At 66.4% G+C, this 19,787-nt stretch carries 20 protein-coding genes; 10 read left to right on the top strand and 10 right to left on the bottom strand.

Annotated elements, in window-relative coordinates; translation table 11 throughout:
- Positions 1-2: 2 nt before the first annotated feature.
- Positions 3-665: a hypothetical protein gene (locus tag DAT37_RS20875; protein ID WP_232839898.1), complete on the bottom strand. Its 663-nt coding sequence runs from the start codon at positions 663-665 to the stop codon at positions 3-5.
- A 302-nt stretch (positions 666-967) separates the two neighbouring features.
- On the opposite strand from DAT37_RS20875, the gene DAT37_RS20880 reads away from it, so the two are divergent.
- From DAT37_RS20880 to DAT37_RS44185, 3 genes are all read left to right on the top strand, one after another.
- The gene (locus DAT37_RS20880; protein ID WP_109526499.1) at positions 968-1,918 is read left to right on the top strand and encodes a helix-turn-helix domain-containing protein; all 951 of its coding nucleotides are present in this window, start codon (positions 968-970) and stop codon (positions 1,916-1,918) included.
- 2 nt (positions 1,919-1,920) lie between these two features.
- Entirely contained in the window at positions 1,921-2,121 is a 201-nt protein-coding gene (locus DAT37_RS20885; RefSeq protein WP_408637426.1) for a DUF397 domain-containing protein, read from the top strand.
- Between the two features lie 263 nt (positions 2,122-2,384).
- The gene (locus tag DAT37_RS44185; protein WP_157978590.1) at positions 2,385-2,552 is read left to right on the top strand and encodes a hypothetical protein; all 168 of its coding nucleotides are present in this window, start codon (positions 2,385-2,387) and stop codon (positions 2,550-2,552) included.
- Here the strand turns inward: DAT37_RS44185 and DAT37_RS20890 are convergent, their stop codons facing one another.
- The 3 genes from DAT37_RS20890 to DAT37_RS20900 all read right to left on the bottom strand — a co-directional run bounded on the left by DAT37_RS20890 (position 2,553) and on the right by DAT37_RS20900 (position 5,515).
- Positions 2,553-3,473: an MBL fold metallo-hydrolase gene (locus DAT37_RS20890; protein WP_109526560.1), complete on the bottom strand. Its 921-nt coding sequence runs from the start codon at positions 3,471-3,473 to the stop codon at positions 2,553-2,555.
- 141 nt (positions 3,474-3,614) lie between these two features.
- Positions 3,615-4,502 carry a TauD/TfdA dioxygenase family protein gene (locus DAT37_RS20895; protein WP_109526501.1) on the bottom strand — a complete coding sequence of 296 codons (888 nt, stop codon included), beginning with the start codon at positions 4,500-4,502 and terminating at the stop codon, positions 3,615-3,617.
- 38 nt (positions 4,503-4,540) lie between these two features.
- Positions 4,541-5,515 (bottom strand): quinone oxidoreductase family protein, encoded by a 975-nt coding sequence (locus tag DAT37_RS20900; RefSeq protein WP_109526502.1) that lies wholly within the window; start codon positions 5,513-5,515, stop codon positions 4,541-4,543.
- A gap of 120 nt (positions 5,516-5,635) precedes the next feature.
- Between DAT37_RS20900 and DAT37_RS20905 the strand changes: the two genes are divergently transcribed.
- The 7 genes from DAT37_RS20905 (at position 5,636) to DAT37_RS20940 (ending at position 12,813) form a co-directional block, all read left to right on the top strand.
- Positions 5,636-6,709, top strand: a complete 1,074-nt coding sequence (locus DAT37_RS20905; RefSeq protein WP_109526503.1) for an AraC family transcriptional regulator — start codon at positions 5,636-5,638, stop codon at positions 6,707-6,709.
- A 160-nt stretch (positions 6,710-6,869) separates the two neighbouring features.
- On the top strand, positions 6,870-7,172 hold the full coding sequence (locus tag DAT37_RS20910; RefSeq protein ID WP_157978591.1) for an ANTAR domain-containing protein: 303 nt from the start codon (positions 6,870-6,872) through the stop codon (positions 7,170-7,172).
- A 728-nt stretch (positions 7,173-7,900) separates the two neighbouring features.
- On the top strand, positions 7,901-8,812 hold the full coding sequence (locus DAT37_RS20920; protein ID WP_109526506.1) for an SGNH/GDSL hydrolase family protein: 912 nt from the start codon (positions 7,901-7,903) through the stop codon (positions 8,810-8,812).
- A gap of 47 nt (positions 8,813-8,859) precedes the next feature.
- On the top strand, positions 8,860-9,876 hold the full coding sequence (locus DAT37_RS20925) for an NAD-dependent epimerase/dehydratase family protein (protein ID WP_109526507.1): 1,017 nt from the start codon (positions 8,860-8,862) through the stop codon (positions 9,874-9,876).
- 278 nt (positions 9,877-10,154) lie between these two features.
- Entirely contained in the window at positions 10,155-10,574 is a 420-nt protein-coding gene (locus tag DAT37_RS20930; protein WP_109526508.1) for a hypothetical protein, read from the top strand.
- Between the two features lie 14 nt (positions 10,575-10,588).
- On the top strand, positions 10,589-11,515 hold the full coding sequence (locus DAT37_RS20935) for an SGNH/GDSL hydrolase family protein (protein WP_109526509.1): 927 nt from the start codon (positions 10,589-10,591) through the stop codon (positions 11,513-11,515).
- Positions 11,512-12,813 (top strand): acyltransferase family protein, encoded by a 1,302-nt coding sequence (locus DAT37_RS20940; RefSeq protein WP_232839899.1) that lies wholly within the window; start codon positions 11,512-11,514, stop codon positions 12,811-12,813. Before DAT37_RS20935 ends, DAT37_RS20940 begins: the two co-directional genes overlap by 4 nt.
- A 17-nt stretch (positions 12,814-12,830) precedes the next feature.
- Here the strand turns inward: DAT37_RS20940 and DAT37_RS20945 are convergent, their stop codons facing one another.
- From DAT37_RS20945 to DAT37_RS20970, 6 genes are all read right to left on the bottom strand, one after another.
- Positions 12,831-13,460, bottom strand: a complete 630-nt coding sequence (locus DAT37_RS20945) for a TetR/AcrR family transcriptional regulator (protein ID WP_109526510.1) — start codon at positions 13,458-13,460, stop codon at positions 12,831-12,833.
- A 38-nt stretch (positions 13,461-13,498) separates the two neighbouring features.
- Positions 13,499-14,896 carry an ABC1 kinase family protein gene (locus DAT37_RS20950; protein ID WP_109526511.1) on the bottom strand — a complete coding sequence of 466 codons (1,398 nt, stop codon included), beginning with the start codon at positions 14,894-14,896 and terminating at the stop codon, positions 13,499-13,501.
- 123 nt (positions 14,897-15,019) lie between these two features.
- Positions 15,020-16,261, bottom strand: coding sequence for a PucR family transcriptional regulator (locus tag DAT37_RS20955; RefSeq protein WP_157978592.1), 1,242 nt, complete (start codon positions 16,259-16,261; stop codon positions 15,020-15,022).
- Positions 16,262-16,618: 357 nt separating this feature from the next.
- The gene (locus DAT37_RS20960; RefSeq protein ID WP_109526513.1) at positions 16,619-17,518 is read right to left on the bottom strand and encodes an alpha/beta hydrolase; all 900 of its coding nucleotides are present in this window, start codon (positions 17,516-17,518) and stop codon (positions 16,619-16,621) included.
- 87 nt (positions 17,519-17,605) lie between these two features.
- Positions 17,606-18,997 (bottom strand): ABC transporter substrate-binding protein, encoded by a 1,392-nt coding sequence (locus DAT37_RS20965; protein ID WP_109526514.1) that lies wholly within the window; start codon positions 18,995-18,997, stop codon positions 17,606-17,608.
- Between the two features lie 147 nt (positions 18,998-19,144).
- Positions 19,145-19,780 (bottom strand): MmyB family transcriptional regulator, encoded by a 636-nt coding sequence (locus DAT37_RS20970; RefSeq protein ID WP_232839906.1) that lies wholly within the window; start codon positions 19,778-19,780, stop codon positions 19,145-19,147.
- Positions 19,781-19,787: the final 7 nt, after the last annotated feature.

A 19,787-nucleotide genomic window follows, 5' to 3' on the forward strand; every position in this document is an offset into this window, starting at 1 on the left:
ACTCACCTGATCCGAACACGAGGTAGATCCAGGACGGTGCGGACGGCGTCCATCACCTCACCGCCCGAGGGACGATGCGCCGTATGGGCGGCGACGATCCACGCACGGAAGAACGAGCCGCGATCGGTAGGTGAGGGCAACGCGATCTCTTCGCCGTGGCCGATGACCCGCACGCGATACGGTTTCACCCCGTTCAGGGTCGCCAGCGCGATATCGGAGCGCACGAGAAAGGTCCAGCTTCCGCTGCGAGGATGGGAGATGATCGGTCCACCTCCACGCCCCCGATGTTCCAAACCGACCTTGGTGCGCTGCCCGAGGTCGGAAGGCATCACGATCGCCCAGATCAGGCTGGCCCGCATCGTGATCCGCCCACTGTCGGGATCGAACCGCGTCGGCAGATCACACATCTTGCGGTAGTAGCCGCAACGCGACGAGGGCGTGTCACCGACTCGATTCGTGGTCATCGCCAATGCCTCCAAGATGGTCACCGCGGCCGCAGGGGCAACTTCCCCTCGCCCCCGCGACAGACGAGCGGGAGCTTCACCGGCGTCCCAGTCCCTCAGTGCCGTAGCGACATCGGCCAGCGCGAGAGCCGACGGCGGCTCCCAACGGCCCTGCGCCACGAATTCCGGTACCCGCTGCGGTAAATCATGTTCCTGTGCCAACTGGCCACCTCCCGTGTGATGTGGGTGCGCCCGGTGTGCACCGAATCAACTCTTGCGAGTTAGGAGACCTCGGCCGGGCGCATCGCCAGCACAACACCTGGCCGACCGAATTGGGTCACCCAATGGGTCACCCGCGAAAACCTTTCCATTTCTCCTGAAGATCACCCATAATTGCAGGTAGATGCACCCATCGAAATGGTCTGGCCGCACCCATAATTCGTGGAACACATCACCCAGAATCGATGGAACCTATCACCCAGTGGACGGCAGAAACTGCCAGAACGAAGCGGGAGTAGTGAGCGATGAACGACCCCCTGACCAGGGAGATGATCGAGGACCAGGACAGTGCTACCTCACCCAAGTCGATAGCGGTTCCGTCCGAGGAACCGATCGCGGCGGGTGTGCCGCACCGCCAACTCGGGCGCATCCTCAGGGAAATGCGCAGCGAGACCGGCCTATCCATTCTGATCGCCTCCAAGGCGGTCGGAATGGGGTCGGGTTCGCTACAGCGCCTCGAAAGTGGGCAGGCATCCAAGATCGAAGACGCGAAACTGACCAAGTTGTGTCGCCTCTATCAACGGCTGGACCGACTGGATGAGCTGAAAACCCTTGCCGCACAGCGCAGAGAGCAAAGCTGGTGGGACGAGCGAACCGACCTGCTGGCTCCCAGTTTCAAGGTATACCTGGGGCTCGAGGCCGCTGCGGAACAGCTGACCGTCTACCGGCCGGACATAGTGTCGAGTCTCTTCCAGACCAACGAGTACGCCGAAGTGTTGGATCGCATCTACTTCCGTGACGACTCGGCCGACGAGCGCAACCATCGAATGGAGATACGACGCAAACGTCTGAATCTGATCAACCGCACGATGTCTCCCCTGCGAGTCGACCTCATCCTGAACGAAGGCGTGCTGCGTAGGGTTGTCGGAGGGGCGAGGTCGATGAGTCGCCAGCTGAAGCACCTGGCGGACATGCCGTCGAACGTGTCGATACGTGTGTTGCCGGACCAGGCGGGCTACCCCATCGGCAAGGCCGTCGACGCGTTCACCCTCTTGGACTTCGGTCCTGACAGCACCGGGAGAACAAAGGAGCCGCCCGTCGTCTACGTCGAAAGTTTCGCGGGCAGCATGCACCTCGAAACTCCGCGCAGCGTCCGCGCGTACCGAGACGCGTTTCGGGTGATCCAACGAGTAGCGTTGGAGCCGGTCGAGAGTAGACGCCTTCTGAGGCGTGTAGCGAAGGAGTATGTGCCGTGAGCATGGACCTGTCCGGGGCACGCTGGTTCAAGAGTAGCCACAGTGGGGGCAACGACAACTGCGTGGAAGTCGCGTTCCTCGACGGCGGCAAAGTCGGCGTTCGCGACTCCAAGAAGCCGGGCGACGGCGCACTGCTGTTCACGCCATCCGAGTGGTCCGCCTTTGTTGCGGGCGTCGGTGACGGCGAATTCGATCGCCTGTAGCACCGAAATCCACGAATATTCCGAATCGGCTCTGGGCATCGAACTGAGGGCCGATTCGTTCTACTGGTGGCCCTGTCGTCGGTGCTGAGTGTGTTGGGTCAGCGACTTCGCGGACCGGCCCCTGACAGCCGGTCCCTTCGACGCAGTACTCGATTGCCACGGCACACGTCTGCGCGAAGACCATCGGCTGGCGCGTCCCGGTGGGTGTATGGCGTCGCTGGTGCCGTCCGCAGTGACCTCGATCCCGACCCGTTGACCGTGCGATGCCGGTCGCCCGGTCGCGTCGCGTCGACCTGGACACCCTCGCCGACCCCGCCGACTCGTCGGTGCTGCGGCCGGTGATCCAGCGGTGCACGGCCTGGGCGGTCCTGGATACCGGCCATGCCAGCGACAAGACCATCATCGATATGGCGGGCCCGCGGCGCGGGTGATCAGCTCCAGGGATCGGCTCGCTCCCACAGCGACGGCATGTGCAGGGCTGTTCCGTCTCGATCGGCCAGCTCACCGAGAACTCGCATGCTGACGTCCAGATCGTCCCCGGCGTAGGGCAGGGCCCGCAACGGCAGGCTCAGCGGCCGGAAGAAGTCGTCCCAGTGGATCAGCACCACGCGGCGCGCCCCGACGGCACGGACGGTTTCGTTCCAGTATTCGGTGATGTAGCGCTCGGGGCGCAGGCCGAGCTGACCGACGCCCAGGTAGACCACCTCGGCCCGATGCCCGGCCAGCGCGCCGGGCACGAATCCGGCGCTGCCCTGGACGAGCAGGCGTTTCCCGGTGGGCCGGTGGTGCACCAATGTCGACCACGCTTCGCCGCATCGATACGCCGAGGCCCGTACCGGCGCGACGACCGGGCCGGTGATCTCCCCCGGATAGCGGTCCGGCGGGCAGTGCCCGGACTCGATGAGGGTCACCCCGTAGTTCCCGAAGGTCATCACCGCACCGGCGGTGGCCAGGACGATCCGGTCCTCGGGCAGGCCCGCGCCACGCCCTACATTCGCCGCCGAGCCGCCGCCGACGAGCACCGCGCCCGTGCGTTCTGCCACGGCGGGTGAATCCATCACATGATCGAAGTGGGTGTGCACCGGAATCACCGCGTCCAGGGCACGCACTCCCGCACGCGCGAGGCACGCCTCGATCCGATCGGATGCCGGGGCGATCCGCCCCAGACCGACAGCCGCCAACGGAGGACGGGAGAAGAAGCCGTCGGTGAGCAGCGAACTCTCCCCGTCCTGGACGAGGATCGTCGTCACCCCCAGCCAGGTCACCGTGACCCCCGCCCCCTCACGTGCCGCGGGCACGTCGAATCGCGCGGTGTAGTCACGCAGGTCCGGACGGCCCGGCTTGAGACGCATACCGCCACGGTATCGGGCGGTGCCACGGTCCCGGGCCGACTCGGCGCGGTGGACCACGCCGGGGCTCCGCGACGGTGTCGCGGGTAGAGGTCCACGCCCCTTGTCGGACCGCACTGCGGCGCCCCGGCGCCCGAGGGCGGGTCAGTAGGTGGCGTCGCCGACGATTCCGGCGCGCTCCATCTTCCGGACCGCGGGCCGGTAGTCCTGGACCGCGTAGTGCTGGGTCGACCGGTTGTCCCAGATGGCGAAGCTGTTCTTCGTCCATCGCCACCGCACCTGGAATTCGGGCACGGCGGCCTGGCGCATCAGATAGTGCAGCAGTTCGGCGGCCCCCGGCGCGTAGTCGGCGCCGAAGCGCACATTCTCCGTGGTGTGGTAGTTGACCAGATGGGTGGTGAACGAGTTCACGAACAGGATCTGCTCGCCGGTTTCGGGGTGGGTGCGCACCACCGGATGTTCGGCGTCGGGAAACCGTCTGGCGAGTTCGTGTCGCTGCTCGATCGGCATGGCCGCACCGAAACTGGACTCGATACTGTGCCGGGCACGCAATTTCCGGATGCGCTGTTTGATCTCGTCCGGCAACCGCCGGTAGGCCTCGACCATGTTCACCCAGATGGTGTCGCCACCGACGGGAGGGGTTTCGACGCAACGCAATACGCAGCCCATGGGCGGGTTCGGGCGCCAGGTGGCATCACAGTGGTAGGCGTTCTCGAAATGCTCCGGGGGACTGTCGAGATCCTTGTAGATCCGGATCAGGCCGGGGTGGTCGGGATCGCTCGGCGCCACCGGATGATCCTCCAACGGCCCGAATCGCCGTGCGAGCGCGACGTGGTCGGCGCGGCTGATGTCCTGATCACGCACGAACAACACCCTGTGCTCGAGCAACAGGGCGCGCAACTCGGCGAACAACGCGTCGTCGTGGGCGGCCCTGGCGAGGTCCACATCGGTGAGTTCCGCACCGATCGTGCACGTCAGCAGCGTGACACCGATCGAGCCGCACGATACGGACTGCGGAGCGACAACTGTCATCGAGATCCTCCGGAAGGTCGGATGTTTCGGGGTCGGCGTCAGACGGCGAAGACCGAAGAGCCGATGCTGCGCCCCGATTCCAGCTCACGATGCGCGTGGACCGCGTCGGGGAGTTCGTAGCGCTGATTGATCGCGATGCGGATGCGCCCGGAAGTGACGTGTGCGAACAGTTCGCCCGCGAGCTCGGCCCGCTCGGCGGGATCGGCGATGTAGTCGGCCAGGGCCGGGCGGGTCACGAACAGCGAGCCACCCACCGCCAGCCGCATGGCGTCGATGGGCGGCACGGGGCCCGACGCGGTACCGAAACACACCAGCAGGCCACGACGGGACAGCGCGCGCAGCGAGGCGTCGTAGGTGCTCGCGCCGACGCTGTCGTAGACCACCGGCACACCCTCGCCGTCGGTGAGTTCCCGAACCCGGGCCGCGATGTCCTCGCGTGTGTGGATCACGACGTGGTCGCATCCGTTCGCCACGGCGATCTCGGCCTTCTCTTCGGTCGACACCGTGCCGATCACCGAGATTCCGAGCAGCTTCGCCCACTGGGTGAAGATCGATCCCACGCCGCCCGCGGCGGCGTGCAGCAGCACGGTGTCACCGGCGCGCAGAGGATGGATGCGGCGCAGAAGATAGGCGGCGGTGAGCCCGCGCATCGTCATCGCCGCCGCCGTATCGGCGGCGATGGTCCCCGGCAGGGCGATCAGATGTTCGGCGGGCAGCACACGCTCGGTGCTGTAGGCCCCCAGCGGACTCCCGGTGTAGGTCACGCGATCGCCCACACCGAAGCCGTGCACGTCCGGGCCGACGGCTTCGATCCGACCGGCCGCTTCGACACCCATGCCCGCGGGCAGTGCCGCGGGATACAGTCCGCTGCGGAAATAGGTGTCCGCGAAGTTCAGCCCCACCGCCTCGTGCCGGACACGCACTTCTCCTCGGCTCGGCGCGCCGACATCGACTGTTTCCCAACGCAATACTTCCGGACCGCCGGTCTCGTAGAAGCGAACCGCGCCTGCCACCTCGAACCTCCTCTGCGAGTGCCCCTCGCGCTCTCGGGTTCCACGGTAGGCAGGATCATCAGCACCTGCTTATCCTTTCGGGACAGGAATATGTTCATTTCGGGACACCCGGGAGGTCCGGTGAAACCGCTGGCCCGCTACGCGGCGCTGCACGGATATGTGGATCTCGCCCGCTCGGTGGGCCTGGATCCGCTCGCACAGTTGCGCGGCGCGGGCCTGGATCCGGTGGCGATGAGCGTGCAGGACCGCTGGATCCCCGCCGCGGCGATCGCCGACCTGCTCACCCGATCGGCGAGGGATTCCGGCCGTGCGGATTTCGGGCTCCGGCTGGCCGAACGCCGCCGTTTCGGCAACCTGGGCCCGCTCGGCCTCGTCGTCCGCGAGGAACCCGACGTCCGCAGCGCCCTGCACGTCATCTCCCGGCACGGGAACATGTTCAACGAAGCCCTGCACGTCGGGCTTACCGAACACGACGGTATCGCCGTCGTCCACGTGAGACTCGACCTCGGCGGACCGGGAGACACCAGGCAGGCCGTCGAATTGTCCGTCGGCGTCCTGCACACCCTGTTGCGCGGGTTCGCCGGGCCGGGATGGCAACCGCTGGAAGTCCGCTTCGCTCACCCGGCTCCCGGCGATCCGCGAACCCATCTGCGCGTGTTCGGTTCTCACGTCCGCTTCGGCCAGGACTTCGACGGCATACTCACCTACACCACCGATCTCGATCGGCCCAACGACATGTCCGATCCGCAGCTACGCGCCTACACCCACGAACTGCTGTCCGCTTCCACCTATCGCGCCGCCCGGCCCGCCACCACCGTCGAACGTGTCCGGGAACTCGTCGAACTACTGCTGCCCACCGGGGGCTGCTCGATCGAGCAGGTCGCCCGCAGCCTCGGCGTCGATCGCCGCACGATCCACCGCCACCTCGCCGCTGAGGGGGAAACCTTCACCTCATTGCTGGATGCCACCCGCGCCGAACTGGCCCGGCACATGATCACCGATCGGCACCGGAGCATCACCGAGATCGCCGAATCGCTCGGCTTCTCCTCACCGGGGAATTTCTCGCGCTGGTTCCGTCACCACCACGGCTGCACCCCCACCCGATGGCGGAACCAGCCGGAGCCGACAGCCGCCTCGGACAGGACCTCGACTATCGGCGTCCGGGTTCCTGCACCGCCGCCGCAGCCCACATGACGATGTGGTGTGGATAGACACCCGGCCACGAGCAATGTGTCGATTCCACTTGAAAATGTCACCTGGTGTCCGACCTGGTTTCCCGTTTTCTCGGGCAAGCTGGTTGAATACCCATTTCCGTCGGGTTGCCCACGGGGGCGATCAGCAAAGGCGCGCCGACATGAACGACATCGATGACCCCAGTGCGGGCGCCGAAGACCCCACCGCTCCCCGGCTCGGGGTGATCGCACAGGCCGAAGGCGCGATCATCCTGCTCTACGGTCTCGATGAGCCCGCCGCCGCGGCGATCCTGCGGGCCCGCGCCCATTACTGCGGTATCGACCTCGCCGAGCTGGCTGCCCGGGTGGTCGCCGCACTGCCCGATCCGCGCCATCCCGAGGAAGCCGCACGCGTCCGCGCTCGCCTGGACCGGCTGCTTCTGCTCGACACCACGCACTCGACGCTGGATCCGAATCTCAACTGAACCTACGCATACGTCGGTGGGTCCGGGACGTTCGCGCGGTCGACAGCGGAGGATCGAACTCCGTGCGCGCGACGGTGCCCCGGATCGTGCGGGAGAGCGTCGACGCCCGGACGTTCGTCCCGACAGGTGCTCTGCCGGGGGCCGTGATCCGCGCGGCGACCTCTCATGCCCTCACAGATGCCCGCGCGACCGAGAGAAGTTGGGCGACAAAGAATTCAGCTCCGAGCGCCGCCTACTCGGTTCCAAGGCAAGCCACCAGCCGGAAGAAATAGCGTCTCGGAACCACGCATCGGACAGCGCAGCATGTCAGGTTGGCGGGAGCGGATCCGCACTCGCCGACGCCAACATCTCACTGCCGAGAGAAAACGGGAATCATGAGGATTCGTCTCGCAATTGTCGTCGCTTGTGGGGCCGTGATGCTGACCGGATGCGGTGGAGACGGCGACGGTTCGACACAACCGGTGAGCACATCGATATCGGTGCCGACCACTCCGGCGCGGTCGACCCCGGCGACGGAGCCCGCTGCGCAGACGCCGACCGGTGGTGCGCAGCCGGAATCCGCGCCCGCCCCCGGAATCGAACCGGCGCCTGCCCCCGAACCGGCGCAGCAGCCCGCGCCCCGTCCCCAGACGCAGCAGCCCCCCGCTCCGGCTCCTGCGCAGGAAGCGCCACCGACTCTCACCGCCCCGGGCTTCGAGCCCCGAGCCGGTTACTGAGGAGCGGGAATCATGTTCGCAACCAAGCTGTCTCACCGCTTCGCCGTGTTCGCGCTGGCCGCCGTCGCGTTCGCACCCGGCACACCGACCGCCGCGGCCGAATCCGCACCGGGCAGCACGCTCGTCGTGCTGGGCGATTCGTTCGCCGCCAACGGTTTCCGCTGGGAAAGCGACGCGAAGGAGTGCCTGCGCGGCCCCGCGTCCTGGCCGACGCAACTCAGCAAACTCATGGGTATCGCGGGCACCACGGACTTCCGGGACGAGTCCTGCTCCGGCGCCGCGATCGAGACCGATTCGGGCTACTCCCTCACCCAGGAGGCGATCAACGCCGACAAGGCGGGCGGGTTCGGTCCGCGCACGCGAGTCGTCGCCTTGCAGTTCGGACTCAACGACGCCTGGGGTACCGAACACTCCACCACGCTGTGGACTTCGCTGCTGCCGTGCGTGTTCAACCTCGAACAGGGATGCGGCCCGAACGCCGCCGCCGAAGGCAGGGTCACCGACTACCGCGGGGTGTCCGGTGAGGAATACGCGGCGCGGATCCGCGCGGTGGTGACCTATGTGCGCTACTACGCCCCGAACGCCGAGGTGGTGCTGGTCGGGTATCCCGAACTCTTCCCCGCCGGACAGGATTTCGCGTGCGTCAACATCCTCGGGGCGGGCAACTTCATCCAGCCGAGGGCCGAAGGGCTGATCGAGTACCTGGACCGCGTGGACGCGGCCCAGCGCGAGGCGGCCCGAATCCTCGGCATCGAGTTCTTCGACACCAGGGCGGTCACCACCGGTCACGGACTGTGCTCGAACGATCCGTGGCTCAACGGCGCCTTCGATCCGCGGGCCGATCCGGTCGGCATCCCGTTCCATCCCTCGGCGCACGGCGACACGGTGATCGCGAACGCGCTGTACGCGCGGTACGGAAAGTGACGGGCACCGCGACGTTTCCGAGAGCCACGAACGGGCATTCGGCCTATATGGGACTGACTGTGGCGGTGACCGGACCGACCGGAGAGATCGGCCTGTCCGCGGTCTCGGCGCTCGAGCGCGACCCCCAGGTCGATCGGATCATCGGCATGGCACGCCGTCCCTTCGATCCGGCCGCGCAGGGGTGGACCAAGACGACCTACCGTCGGGGCGACATCTCGGACCGGGCCGCCGTCGACGCGCTCGTCGGTGACGCCGATGTGGTGATCCACCTGGCGTTCGTCATCATGGGCACACGTAAGGAGAGTGCGGCGGTCAATCTCGCCGGTGCCCGTAATGTGTTCGAGGCCAGCGTGCATGCCCCACGCGTGCGTCGCCTGGTCTATACGTCCTCGGTCGTGGCCTACGGCTATCACCGCGGCAATCCGACGCCGTTGACCGAAGAGATGCCGGTGCCCGGCTCGCCGGAACACTATTACTCCCGGCAGAAGTCGGAGTGCGAGACCGCGCTCGATCAGATCACCGGAGGAACGGCGCTGGAGGTTTTCGTTCTCAGGCCGTCCATCGTGGCGGGGCCGAAAGCGCCCGCGCTGGCAGAATTGCCGTGGAGCAAACTCCCGTCGATGGCGCGGACGGTGAGCCGATCGGTGCCCGCGCTCAAACCCGTCGTGCCGGATCCGGGACATCCGCTCCAACTGGTGCACCACGACGATGTCGCGGTCGCGATCACCCTGGCGGCCGTGGCGTCCGCGCCGCCGGGGGCCTACAACATCGCCGGCGACGGGGTGGTCACCATCTCCCAGATCGTGTCGGCGCTCGGCGGGCGACCGGTCCGGGTGCCCGCCGCGGCCGCCACGATGGTCTCGAGGGCGATCGCCCAGCTTCCGTTCGTGCCGCCGGTTCTGGAATGGCTGCACCTCGCACGCACCTCGGTCGTGATGGATACCACCAAGGCCAAGCGACGCCTCGGCTGGCACCCGTTCCACACCTCCAGGCAGACATTGGACGCCCTCGCCGCCTCGCATACCGCGCCGCACGAGCCAACGCGGGCAGAGGAATTCGATTGATCGAAGCGCCCGGACGCCGGAGCCGAGCACGCTGTCGGCAAACGTCGAGAACGCGAACGCCGGTAGCCGACCCGGCCGTGTCGACCGGTCGACGCCGAGGACCGTGCGCCGAGCGCGTCCCCCTGCCCGCCATCGACGGCATCGAGGAACCAGCGATCGGCGACCTACGCTGGGCGATGATCGAATTCGGGCGAATCGGGCCCCTGAGCCGCGCGCAACCTGTGTACACTCCGCCAAAGTGAAGTAGTTGCATTTCATTTTTTGATTGGTGAGGTTCCATGAAGCGTCGTACCTCGGATGTCTCCCTCCTCCGGGCGGCGGGTGTTCTCGTCGCCGGGGCGTGCCTGTTCGGTGCCGCGGCCTGCGGTGACAACACCACGGAGCAGCAGCCGAGCCCCGGCAGCAGCACCGTCGCCCCGACGACTCCGGCGCCTGCCGCCGCGCCCGCACCGCCCAGCAATGCCACACCCGTTCCCGCCGAGGTGAACGCGCCCGGCCCGCAGCCCGCCGCCACCGCCGAAGCGCCCGCCCCACAACCGCCCGCCCCACAACCGGCCGCCCCACAACCGGCCGCCCCGGAACCGGTTGCCCCACAACCAGTTGTCCCGCAACCGGTCGCGCCGAAGCCCGCCCCGGAACCGAAGCCCGCGCCGCCCACCTTGGACGCGCCCGGCTTCGAACCACGCGCGGGCTACTGAGGACGGGCGCCACCATGGGATCGGCAGCCGACGGTGTCGGCCGAGGACTGCGCGGACTGTGCGCTGTCGCCCTCGCGATCACCGCCTCGACGGTGGGAGCCACCGCGGCACAGGCGGATTCGCCGACCGAGGGTAAGAAGGTGGTCGTCCTGGGCGATTCCTACACCGCGAACGGATGGGATCCGCTGACTCTCGGAGACGTCTGCGTACGCGGCGCCACGGCGTGGCCCGCACAACTGGGCCGCCTGATCGGGCCGCACGGTTCCGACGAGGTGGCCGATCCGTCCTGTTCGGGGGCGACCATCGACAGCGGTCCCGGATACACCCTGGCCATGCAGGTCCTACAGGCCGACCACGACGGTGCCTTCGGCCCCGCGACCAAGCTGGTGACCATACAGCTGGGCCTCGACGACCACTGGGGCGAGACCGACCAGACGCTCTGGTACGCGTTGCAGCAGTGCGTATTCGACCTGATTCGCGGCTGCGATCTCGACGCGGTGGAACAGGGACGCATTCCCGACATCCGCGGAGTGACCGGTGTCGTCTACGCCGAAAGAGTGCGTGCCGCAGTCACATACATCCGGTACTACGCACCCGCCGCGCGCGTCGTGATCGTCGGATACCCGGAGATCCTGCCTGCGGGGCAGAGCACGGCCTGCGTCAGCATCCTCGGCGTGGCACCGTACATCCAGCCACGAGGACGGGCCATCATCGAATACTTCGACCGGATGGACCTGGCCCAGCGCGAGGGCGCCCAACTGCTGGGACTGGACTTCTTCGACGCGCGCGCGTTGACCGTCGGGCACGGTTTGTGTTCGGCCGAACCGTGGATCAACGGGGTGTTCGATCCGCATACCGATGTCATCGGGCTGCCGCTGCACCCGTCGTCGCGTGGTGACGCGGTCGTCGCGACCGCCCTGTACGACAGGTACCTACGATGACCCGCCCACCGAAGACACTGCCCGCCCCGGTCACGGCCGCCGCCACGGCCGAGGTCAGGGCCGCTCCGGCTGGGCCCGCTCCGGTCGCGGCTCCCGACCAGCGACATTCCGCGTTGCCATCGCTGACCGGCGCGCGCTGGTGGGCGGCGTTCGCGGTATTCGTGTTGCACGCCCTGGTGTTCCTGCCGGTGTACCCGTTCCAGAAGTCCGAACTGTTCCGGCAGATCCACCAGTGGATGCCGATGCAACTCGGGGCCGCGGGGGTCACCTTCTTTTTCGTGCTGTCCGGCTTCATCATCTACTGGTCGTTCCGGCCCGGCATGTCGATACGGCTGTTCTATCGGCGGCGGGTGCTGAAGATCTATCCGACGCACCTGGTGGCGGCTGCCGCGTTCGTGCTCGCCGCCGGTGTGCCGTTGCATCGGCTCGTGGTGTGGCTGCCGAATGTGCTGCTCGTCCACGCCTGGGTACCGAAATGGAGTACCGTCGGCGGGCTCAACGTGCCGTCCTGGTCGCTGGCCTCGGAACTGTTGTTCTACCTGACCTTTCCGCTGCTGCTGCCGGTGGTGCGGCGTATCCCGACGCGCAAACTGCTTCTCGCGGCCGCCGTATTGGTGATCGTCGTGCTGGCATTGCACGCGGCCTACTACCTGTGGGTGCCAGGGCCGAAAGGGATCGCGAACGCCTTCGCGCCCCGGCTGGTGCCGGGCGACACCTCACCGTATTTCGAATTGCACGCCTCCCAGGCATGGTTCGCCCAGCCCGATATCCCGGTGGCACAGTCGTATTGGCTCGGTTACACCTTTCCGCTCTCACGGTTGCCCGAGTTCTATCTCGGCGTGTTGACCGCCCGGATGGTGTTGGAAGGGCGGTGGCGCAATACCCGTCTCGCGCCACCGATGCTGGCCCTGGTCCTCACCTACGCCGCGACCTGGGTGGTGCCGGTCGATTTCAAGATGTCCGCTCTGCTGATCGCACCCATGGCGGCGGTCGTGGCCACCCTCGCCGCCAGAGACCTGCACGGCATTCGCGGACTGAACACGCATCCGCGAATGGTGTGGCTGGGCAATATCTCCTACGCCTTCTACCTGATCCAGTTCCCGATCATGGTGCTCGTCACCCGCTTCCTCATCGGCGGCAGACAGTTCGGCATCCTCGGCTGGACCGGATTCGCCCTACTCGTCCTGGCACTGTCCACCGCGGCGGCGGCCGCGCTCTATCACTGGGTCGACGTACCGGTGATGAATCGCTTCGCCGGACGCTCGGCCCCACGCCCGGAGACCCAGCCGACACCGTAGCCCGCCGGGGTCTGCGATCACGGTGCCGCGAGGGCGGCTTCGGCTTCGATCCACGCCGAGAACATCCGCGCGGTCATGTCGATGGCCTCGTCGCGGTCGGTGCGCGCCACTTCCACCGCCGAGGCACGCAGGACGGCGGCGAAGCTGGTGTTGAGGATGACGAAGGTCATGACGTCGAATTTGTGGTCGTCGCCGGGGCCGAGGATCTGGATCAGCGCCACTTTCACCAGCAGATGCAGCCGCGGCTCGAATTCGGGCAGACCACTGCTGTAGAACTGCACACCCGCGACCAGCGCGCGCACCAGACGCGCATTGGCGACCAATTCGTCGGAGATGACCTGGAGGATATCGGTGAACAGCGTGTGGATCGAGCGGTCGGCGACATCGAAGACCTGTTCGGTGAGCCGACGCTCGATATTCTTCAGCAAGCGCTCGAGCAGTTCGTCGACGATGACGGCACGATCGGCGAAATACCGATAGAGGGTGCCGACGCTCAGCTGAGCTTCGGCGGCGATTCGATTCGTCGAGGTGTTCGTGATACCCCGCTCTCCGAACAACCGGGCGGCGGTGTCGAGTATGTGTTCTCTGGTCGCCTTCGCCCGTTCCTGTGTCGGACGACGACGTTGCCCCGCGACCTTGGAACCCATCGCACTCCCTGGATGTATTCGCTGACAGAAGAAACTGACTATTGGTGACCATCGGGCACTCGGATCGGTTGCCGATCTCGCCATGCCGCGATCGCCCGGCCGACCTCGGTCACGGGCGCTTCGTCGTAGAGCCATTCGCGCGCGATCCGGTGCCAATTGTTTCCCGCTCCGAGTTGTCCGATCGTGGCGAAGGTGAACAGATCCGCGCGACGGGAGAACACGTGTTCCGGGGGCAACGATTGTTGCCGCATCCGCTGGAACAGAGCCGCCCTCGGATCGACGGCGAGTATCACCGCCGTGGTGGCGAGTTCCGGTGTGACAGTGAGATGCTCGTCCACCAGATGCCACCCCGCCGCCGCGCGGACGTAGTCGAGGCATTCCGACGCGTCGACCTCGGAGTTCGGGTCGATGATGCCGCGACCCACCCAGGCCCGGTAGAGATCGTCGCCGCGTCCCTCCGCGGCGGCGCGCAGACATGCGCGCTCGAATTCGACATGTGCCGGATCCATGTGGTTGTAGAGGCCGAAATCGACGAATGCCAGTCGCCCGTCGGCGGCGAGCAGGATATTGCCGGGGTGCGGATCACCGCAGAACTCGTGATCGACGAACAGGGAGGTGAGATAGAAACGATAGATCAACTCGCCGATCCGATCCCGCTCCGCGCTCGGTAGATCACGCATGTGCCCGAAAGGATGACCGTCGACGAATTCGGTCACCAGGACCCGGCGGGTGCAGTACGGCGGCACGCTGTCGGGAATCGTGATGAAGGGGTGGTCGCGATAGCGAGTGGCGATTCGATGCTGGGTGAGTGCCTCGGCCGGATAGTCCAGTTCGCGATCGAGATTGCGGGCGATCTCGGCGAGCACGGCATCGTCGGCGGCGCTGGGGAGCATCGATCGCCACAGGTTGCTCAGCAGTTCGAGATTGCGCAGGTCCGCCGCGATGGCGTCATCGATTCCGGGGTACTGGACCTTGACCGCGACCGCACGCCCGTCGCGCAGCCGAGCCCGATACACCTGCCCCACCGACGCCGCCGCGATCGGTGTCTCGTCCACATCGGCGAACACTCGGGCCAGCGGCCCCAACTCTTCTTCCATGACCGCGCGCATGGTGGCGAACGGGGCAGCCGGCGCGCGATCGCGCAGTTCGGCGAGTTTCGTGCGGAACAGTTCCCGATGCGACTCCGGTACCAGGTCGAGGTCGAGCACCGAGAGTATCTGGCCGAACTTCATCGCGGCGCCCTTCATGCCGCCGAGCACCGTGACCAGTTGCTGCGCGGTCCGCAGCGTCGACCGCTCGGCGAGGATCTGTCGGGCCTCCTCGGTGGCCGTGATCGTCGACAGCCGAATTCCGACGCCGCGCACGACCTCCCCCGCGGCCAACAACCCCAGCCTGCCGCCGCGCCGGACGCGTCCGGTGGGTATTCCGTCAGCCACTGTTCCACCTCCGGTCCGTACTATCGCAGAACCCCGTGCGCCCGGGTCACGAGTTCGTGCACATTTCCGACCGTTAGGTCCGATGACCCGGTCGCACCCGATACCGCACTGCCTCCGTGCGCCTCAGCGAGGCTCGCACGAGGTCCCGGCCCTCGCGATCATGGCCGAACGCAGGTGCCACAGGCCGGTGGAACTGCTGGGATCGAGACCGGTCAGCTCGCCGATACGCCGCAGCCGGTAGTCCACGGTATTGGGGTGCAGATGCAACAGCTTCGCGGTCGCTTGGCGACGCAGCCCGGTGCCGATATGCGCACGCAGCGTTTCGAGAAGTTCCGGGTGCTCGTCGAGTACCGCCAACTGTCCGGCGAGCCGATCACGCGCCTCGCCGGGCCGGGTGAGTTGATACTGCAGCGCCAACTCCTCGAACCGGTACACCCCCGGCGCCTGTCCCAGCTGGTCCGCGGTGTCGAGGAGTTCGTGCGCGTGACCGACTGCGGCCGGTACATCGGCGGCATCGGCGACGACGGTGGCCACACGGAGCGGAACCTGCGCCGCCGCCGAGAGCTTGTCGACGAGTTCATCGGTCATCGTGTCGCTGTCCCCCTTGGCACACGGCACCAGGATCGTGCCGCCGTCGACGGACAGCAGCGACAGCGGCGCGGCCCGGGTGTGCAGGGCGAGCGCCGCTTGCAACCGCCGCAGCTTGCGCCTGGCCACGACCTGACCGTTCAGATCTGGATTCGCCTCGTCCGGATGCGAAGGCATCGAGACCGCGAGGACGTGGTACCGCTCGGCGACCAGGGCCCCGAATGTCGTGGCCATGGTGGATGTGGGCTTGCCCCTGAGCAGGGCCGAGGTCAACGTGTGCACACCGACCTGGTGTTCGATGGCCAGGGCACGGTACTCACGCACATACGACTTGCCCACCGTCGCGGTCACGACCCGCAGCAATTCCAGAACGGCTCCGGTCACCGCGCGCACCTCCTCGCTGGTGGTCGAGCGACGCTGCGCGAACATCAGATCCATACCGGCCCGGAAACCTTCGTGGACACCGTGCAGCACCGCGTCGATGCCGATGCCGTCTCCCGCCCACGAGGCCAAAACCCCCTGTAGACGATCGATATCCTCGATCGTCAGGGTGCCTTGCAGTCGGCTGATCGACCAGTCCACACAGATCTTGACCACGAGGGTGATCTCGCGGTGCGGATCGATCGCGAAAGAATTCCGCAGCTCCGGCGCTTGCGCGGAAACGTGATCCACGATCGTGCGCGTCCACACGTCGCGGCGGTACGGCCGCACCGGCTCCCGATAATCCTTGGACGCGCGCCGACATGTTCCCGTCCGCGCTTGATTCTCGGCGATCACCGATGACCTCCTGTCTCCCAGCGGAGCTGCCGACCGTCGGGAGCGACGAGGTTGATCGAATCCCGATGACCGACTGCTCTTTCCGGTCATGCAGAACAGTAAGCCGAGTGGTAGCTCGACTACTACTCCGCTTTGGCCGTCATCGTTGCCCGCGAACGAAATGCTTCTACCAGTACGAATGGTCGGTGATCCGCGCTCGCGACACGGTACCGGAGCAAGAAGCTGGACGAGTGCTCACTTTTCGTCCTGCGGGATCGAGCTCGAATCGCCGATGCGCACATGACCTGGTGGACGCCATAGCGCCGCGGTATTCGGTCACGCTCTCGAATAGTTCTCGTGCGCAAGGCAGCCGAACGCCTATCGGACGGCAGTGCCGAGTGCCGCGGACAGACGGGCCGATTGGCTCGAGAAGAAGGCCTGGGAAATGGGTGCTTTGGGTGCGACCAGATCGAAGGCGTGGAACGCGCCCGGGACGACCTCGAGGGAACAGTCCACGCCCGCGGCGCGCAGTCTTTCGGCGTAGTCGAGACTTTCGTCGTGGAACAGATCGCAGGTGCCGACTCCGATCCAGGCCGGTGCGACGCCGCTCAGGTCCTGCCGCCGGGCGGGGACCGCCAGTTCACGGTCGGCGTCGCGGAGGTAGCAGTCCCAGGCCCAGCGGTTGCTTCGGTCGCTCCACAGTCGATAGTGATCGGCGACCTCCGGGCGCGGGACCGTGCGGTCGTCGAGCATGGGGTAGAGCAGCAGTTGCAGCGCCGGGACCACCGGCCCGTGGTCACGTGTGTGCAGTGCGAGGGCGGCGGCGAGTCCCCCGCCCGCGCTGGCACCGCCGATCGCCAGGCGCGTGGAATCCACCTCGCTACGGTCGGCCAACCACTGCAATGCGTCGAAGCAGTCGTGCAGTGGTTGCGGATAGGGATGTTCGGGGGCGAGTCGATAGTCGACCGCGGCGACGACGATCCCGAGGGTGTCGGCGAAACGTCGACACAGCGCATCGTCTTGTTGCGCGCGGCCGATGACGTATCCCCCGCCGTGAATCCACAGCAGCGCGGGAGTCGGACCGTTTGTCTGTGCCGGACGGTGAATCCTGACCTGCACATCGTTGTCGAGTTCCACGATCTCGATGTCGCGGTCACGGCCGTTGCCTGCCGCGTTGTGCAATCGGCGAATGATCGGCAGGGTCCTCGGCGATACCGGTTGCCGGGGCACGAAACGTGCCCGGCGACGCAACTCGGGATGGATTCGGTCACCCGTCATGATCGAACAGCCTCTCTGCCGCCTTCCTGGCGGCATGTTCTCGGAGTCGTTTCGTCCGCGCGTTGCTGAACTACGCTGCGGGAGAATCTATTCGAACTCGGTGATGGATTTGCCGACATCGCCGAGGGTGGCCGGCTTGCCGTAGTCGGCGGTGAATTTGTAGTTGTCGACTCCGCAGCGGTACAGCCCGGTGCCGGTTCCGAGATCGACCGGTTTCCAGCCGTCGGATGTCGCCTGTTCGACGTTGAAACATTCGACGGGGTTTTCCCGGTTGGAGATATCCACCGGAGCGTGCAGCCCACCCGCGGTCCACGAGGTATTCGACAACGCCGCCTCGTACACGCAGCGTCGTGTGAGATTGTCACCGCAGCTCGCCGCGGACTTCGCGAACAGCAACCAGGCCGACATCGCACGCAATTGCGGGAAGGTGATCTCGCTCTTCCCCGGAAGGTACTGCGCGAACATCGCTTCGATCTGACGCAGAGCCGGCACGGAATCGGCCTTCTCGAAAGGCGCCACACCGCCGAGGTCCACCAGGTTGTTCTGGAACGAAGCGGAGCTTCCCACGGCTTTCGCGAAGGACGGCGTGTAGTTGTTGTTGGTCGCGTCGATCCAGTCCGGTCGGTAGCCGATCTGGGTGAGCGCTTCTTCGAGTTTCGGCAGTTGCGAGGGCTGACCGTTGAAGATCAAGCCGCGAACCTGCTTTTCCTTGATGGCGTGCGCGTACGGCGTCCAGTCCGAGACGCCCGCGACCGGATAGCGGTCGTGGTAGACGATCGTCGCGCCGAGCCCTTCGAGCGTTTCCGACGATTTGTCCGCCAAAACCTTGGTCACCGGAGAATCCGCGTCGACCATACCGATGCGGCCGATCGAATCCGGATATCCCTCGGTGATCAGCCAGCGCCGGAATCCGGTCTGAATATCGTGGAACGGCAAGGCCGACGGCGACGCACTGGCCTCGAGATCCGCTGCGATACTTCCGGTTTGGGCCACCTGCGCGGGGTAACTGGGAAGCAGGCACGCGAGTCGGTCCTTGACCCCGAGGGAGTCCAGCCCGGTGCCGCCGCCGACGAGTGCGAAGTCGTCACGGCAGGCTTCACGCATCCGTTGACGCACTTCCGTGAGATTCGCGTCGCGGACCTTCACCTCGAGTTCGCGGCCCGCGATGCCACCGTGGTCGTTGCACCACGAGGTGAAAACCTTCGCCGCGTCGACGAATTCGGGGTTCTTGGTGAAGCCGACGTCGCTGAAAACGCCCACGGCGATCTTGTCGGCGGTCACGCCCTGCGCCGAAGCCTTGGTGGGCGTGCCCTTCCCGCACACCGAACCGAGGTCGGCGAACTCACCGGACACCGCCGGTACCGCGGATTGCGGCGCGCCCGGTTGCGCCTGTTCGACATCGTTGGCGTCGCGGCCGCAGCCCGAGATCAACACGAGTGCGGTGGCCGAGAGAATGGCCAGTCTGCGATGCGATTTCACGATAATTGATGCTCCTGGAGTACGACGGGCGATATGCCCGGAGAATGACGACACGCGACCATTCGCGCGCGACGATTTCACTGCCGGAATTCCACTCCTTTGTGTATTCGCTGAATCGGCGTCACCGAACCGGTCGGCCGCCGTCGGTCAGAATCGGTGGCGGAGGTTCTCGACGCTCGAACCGTCGACAGTCCTCGCCCACGAGGCGAGTAGCGTGAGCGCGTCGTGCGACGGCGATCCGGATTCCGCGGAGAAGGCCAGCATCGCCAACTCGGGCTGGGTCTCGAGTCGGAGGATCTCGTAGGTGAGATCGACCCGCCCGATCACGGCGTGATTGATCCGCATCAGACCGCCCTTGTGCACGTAGACATCTCGGGAAGCCCAGAGTTGACGGAACCGGTCGCTGCGGGTCGCCAGCTCGCCGATCAGATCGGACAGATCCTTGTCGTAGGGATCGCGGGCCACGGCATTGCGCAACGACCCGACGGCCTCGGCGGCCAGGTCCTCCCAGTCCACCCAGAACTCGCAGGCCCTCGGATCGAGAAAGATGAACCGGGCGTGGTTGGCGAGTCCGTCGGGGGAATCGAACAGTGGCGCGCACAGCGCACGTCCCAACGCGTTCGCCGCGACCATCTGCATCCGGCTGTCGCTCACCGTCACCGGTAATCCGACCAGCCCGTCGATGATCGCGCGGACACTGGGCCGCAGCGCGGCGGGTCGCGAATTATATGGCGCCCGATCCGCGTCGGATTCCGCGACTCTGGCGAGAGCGAACAAATACATCCGCTCG

The sequence above is a fragment of the Nocardia aurea genome (assembly GCF_003123685.1).
Taxonomy (GTDB): domain Bacteria; phylum Actinomycetota; class Actinomycetes; order Mycobacteriales; family Mycobacteriaceae; genus Nocardia; species Nocardia aurea.

Bases quoted from the DNA above. Each gene is read 5' to 3' on its own strand.
- DAT37_RS20880 (WP_109526499.1), top strand. From the start codon at position 968: ATGAACGACCCCCTGACCAGGGAGATGATCGAGGACCAGGACAGTGCT.
- DAT37_RS20885 (WP_408637426.1), top strand. From the start codon at position 1,921: ATGGACCTGTCCGGGGCACGCTGGTTCAAGAGTAGCCACAGTGGGGGC.
- DAT37_RS44185 (WP_157978590.1), top strand. From the start codon at position 2,385: ATGCCGGTCGCCCGGTCGCGTCGCGTCGACCTGGACACCCTCGCCGAC.
- DAT37_RS20890 (WP_109526560.1), bottom strand. From the start codon at position 3,473: ATGCGTCTCAAGCCGGGCCGTCCGGACCTGCGTGACTACACCGCGCGA.
- DAT37_RS20895 (WP_109526501.1), bottom strand. From the start codon at position 4,502: ATGACAGTTGTCGCTCCGCAGTCCGTATCGTGCGGCTCGATCGGTGTC.
- DAT37_RS20910 (WP_157978591.1), top strand. From the start codon at position 6,870: ATGAACGACATCGATGACCCCAGTGCGGGCGCCGAAGACCCCACCGCT.
- DAT37_RS20920 (WP_109526506.1), top strand. From the start codon at position 7,901: ATGTTCGCAACCAAGCTGTCTCACCGCTTCGCCGTGTTCGCGCTGGCC.
- DAT37_RS20925 (WP_109526507.1), top strand. From the start codon at position 8,860: ATGGGACTGACTGTGGCGGTGACCGGACCGACCGGAGAGATCGGCCTG.
- DAT37_RS20930 (WP_109526508.1), top strand. From the start codon at position 10,155: ATGAAGCGTCGTACCTCGGATGTCTCCCTCCTCCGGGCGGCGGGTGTT.
- DAT37_RS20935 (WP_109526509.1), top strand. From the start codon at position 10,589: ATGGGATCGGCAGCCGACGGTGTCGGCCGAGGACTGCGCGGACTGTGC.
- DAT37_RS20940 (WP_232839899.1), top strand. From the start codon at position 11,512: ATGACCCGCCCACCGAAGACACTGCCCGCCCCGGTCACGGCCGCCGCC.
- DAT37_RS20945 (WP_109526510.1), bottom strand. From the start codon at position 13,460: ATGGGTTCCAAGGTCGCGGGGCAACGTCGTCGTCCGACACAGGAACGG.
- DAT37_RS20960 (WP_109526513.1), bottom strand. From the start codon at position 17,518: ATGACGGGTGACCGAATCCATCCCGAGTTGCGTCGCCGGGCACGTTTC.
- DAT37_RS20970 (WP_232839906.1), bottom strand. From the start codon at position 19,780: ATGTATTTGTTCGCTCTCGCCAGAGTCGCGGAATCCGACGCGGATCGG.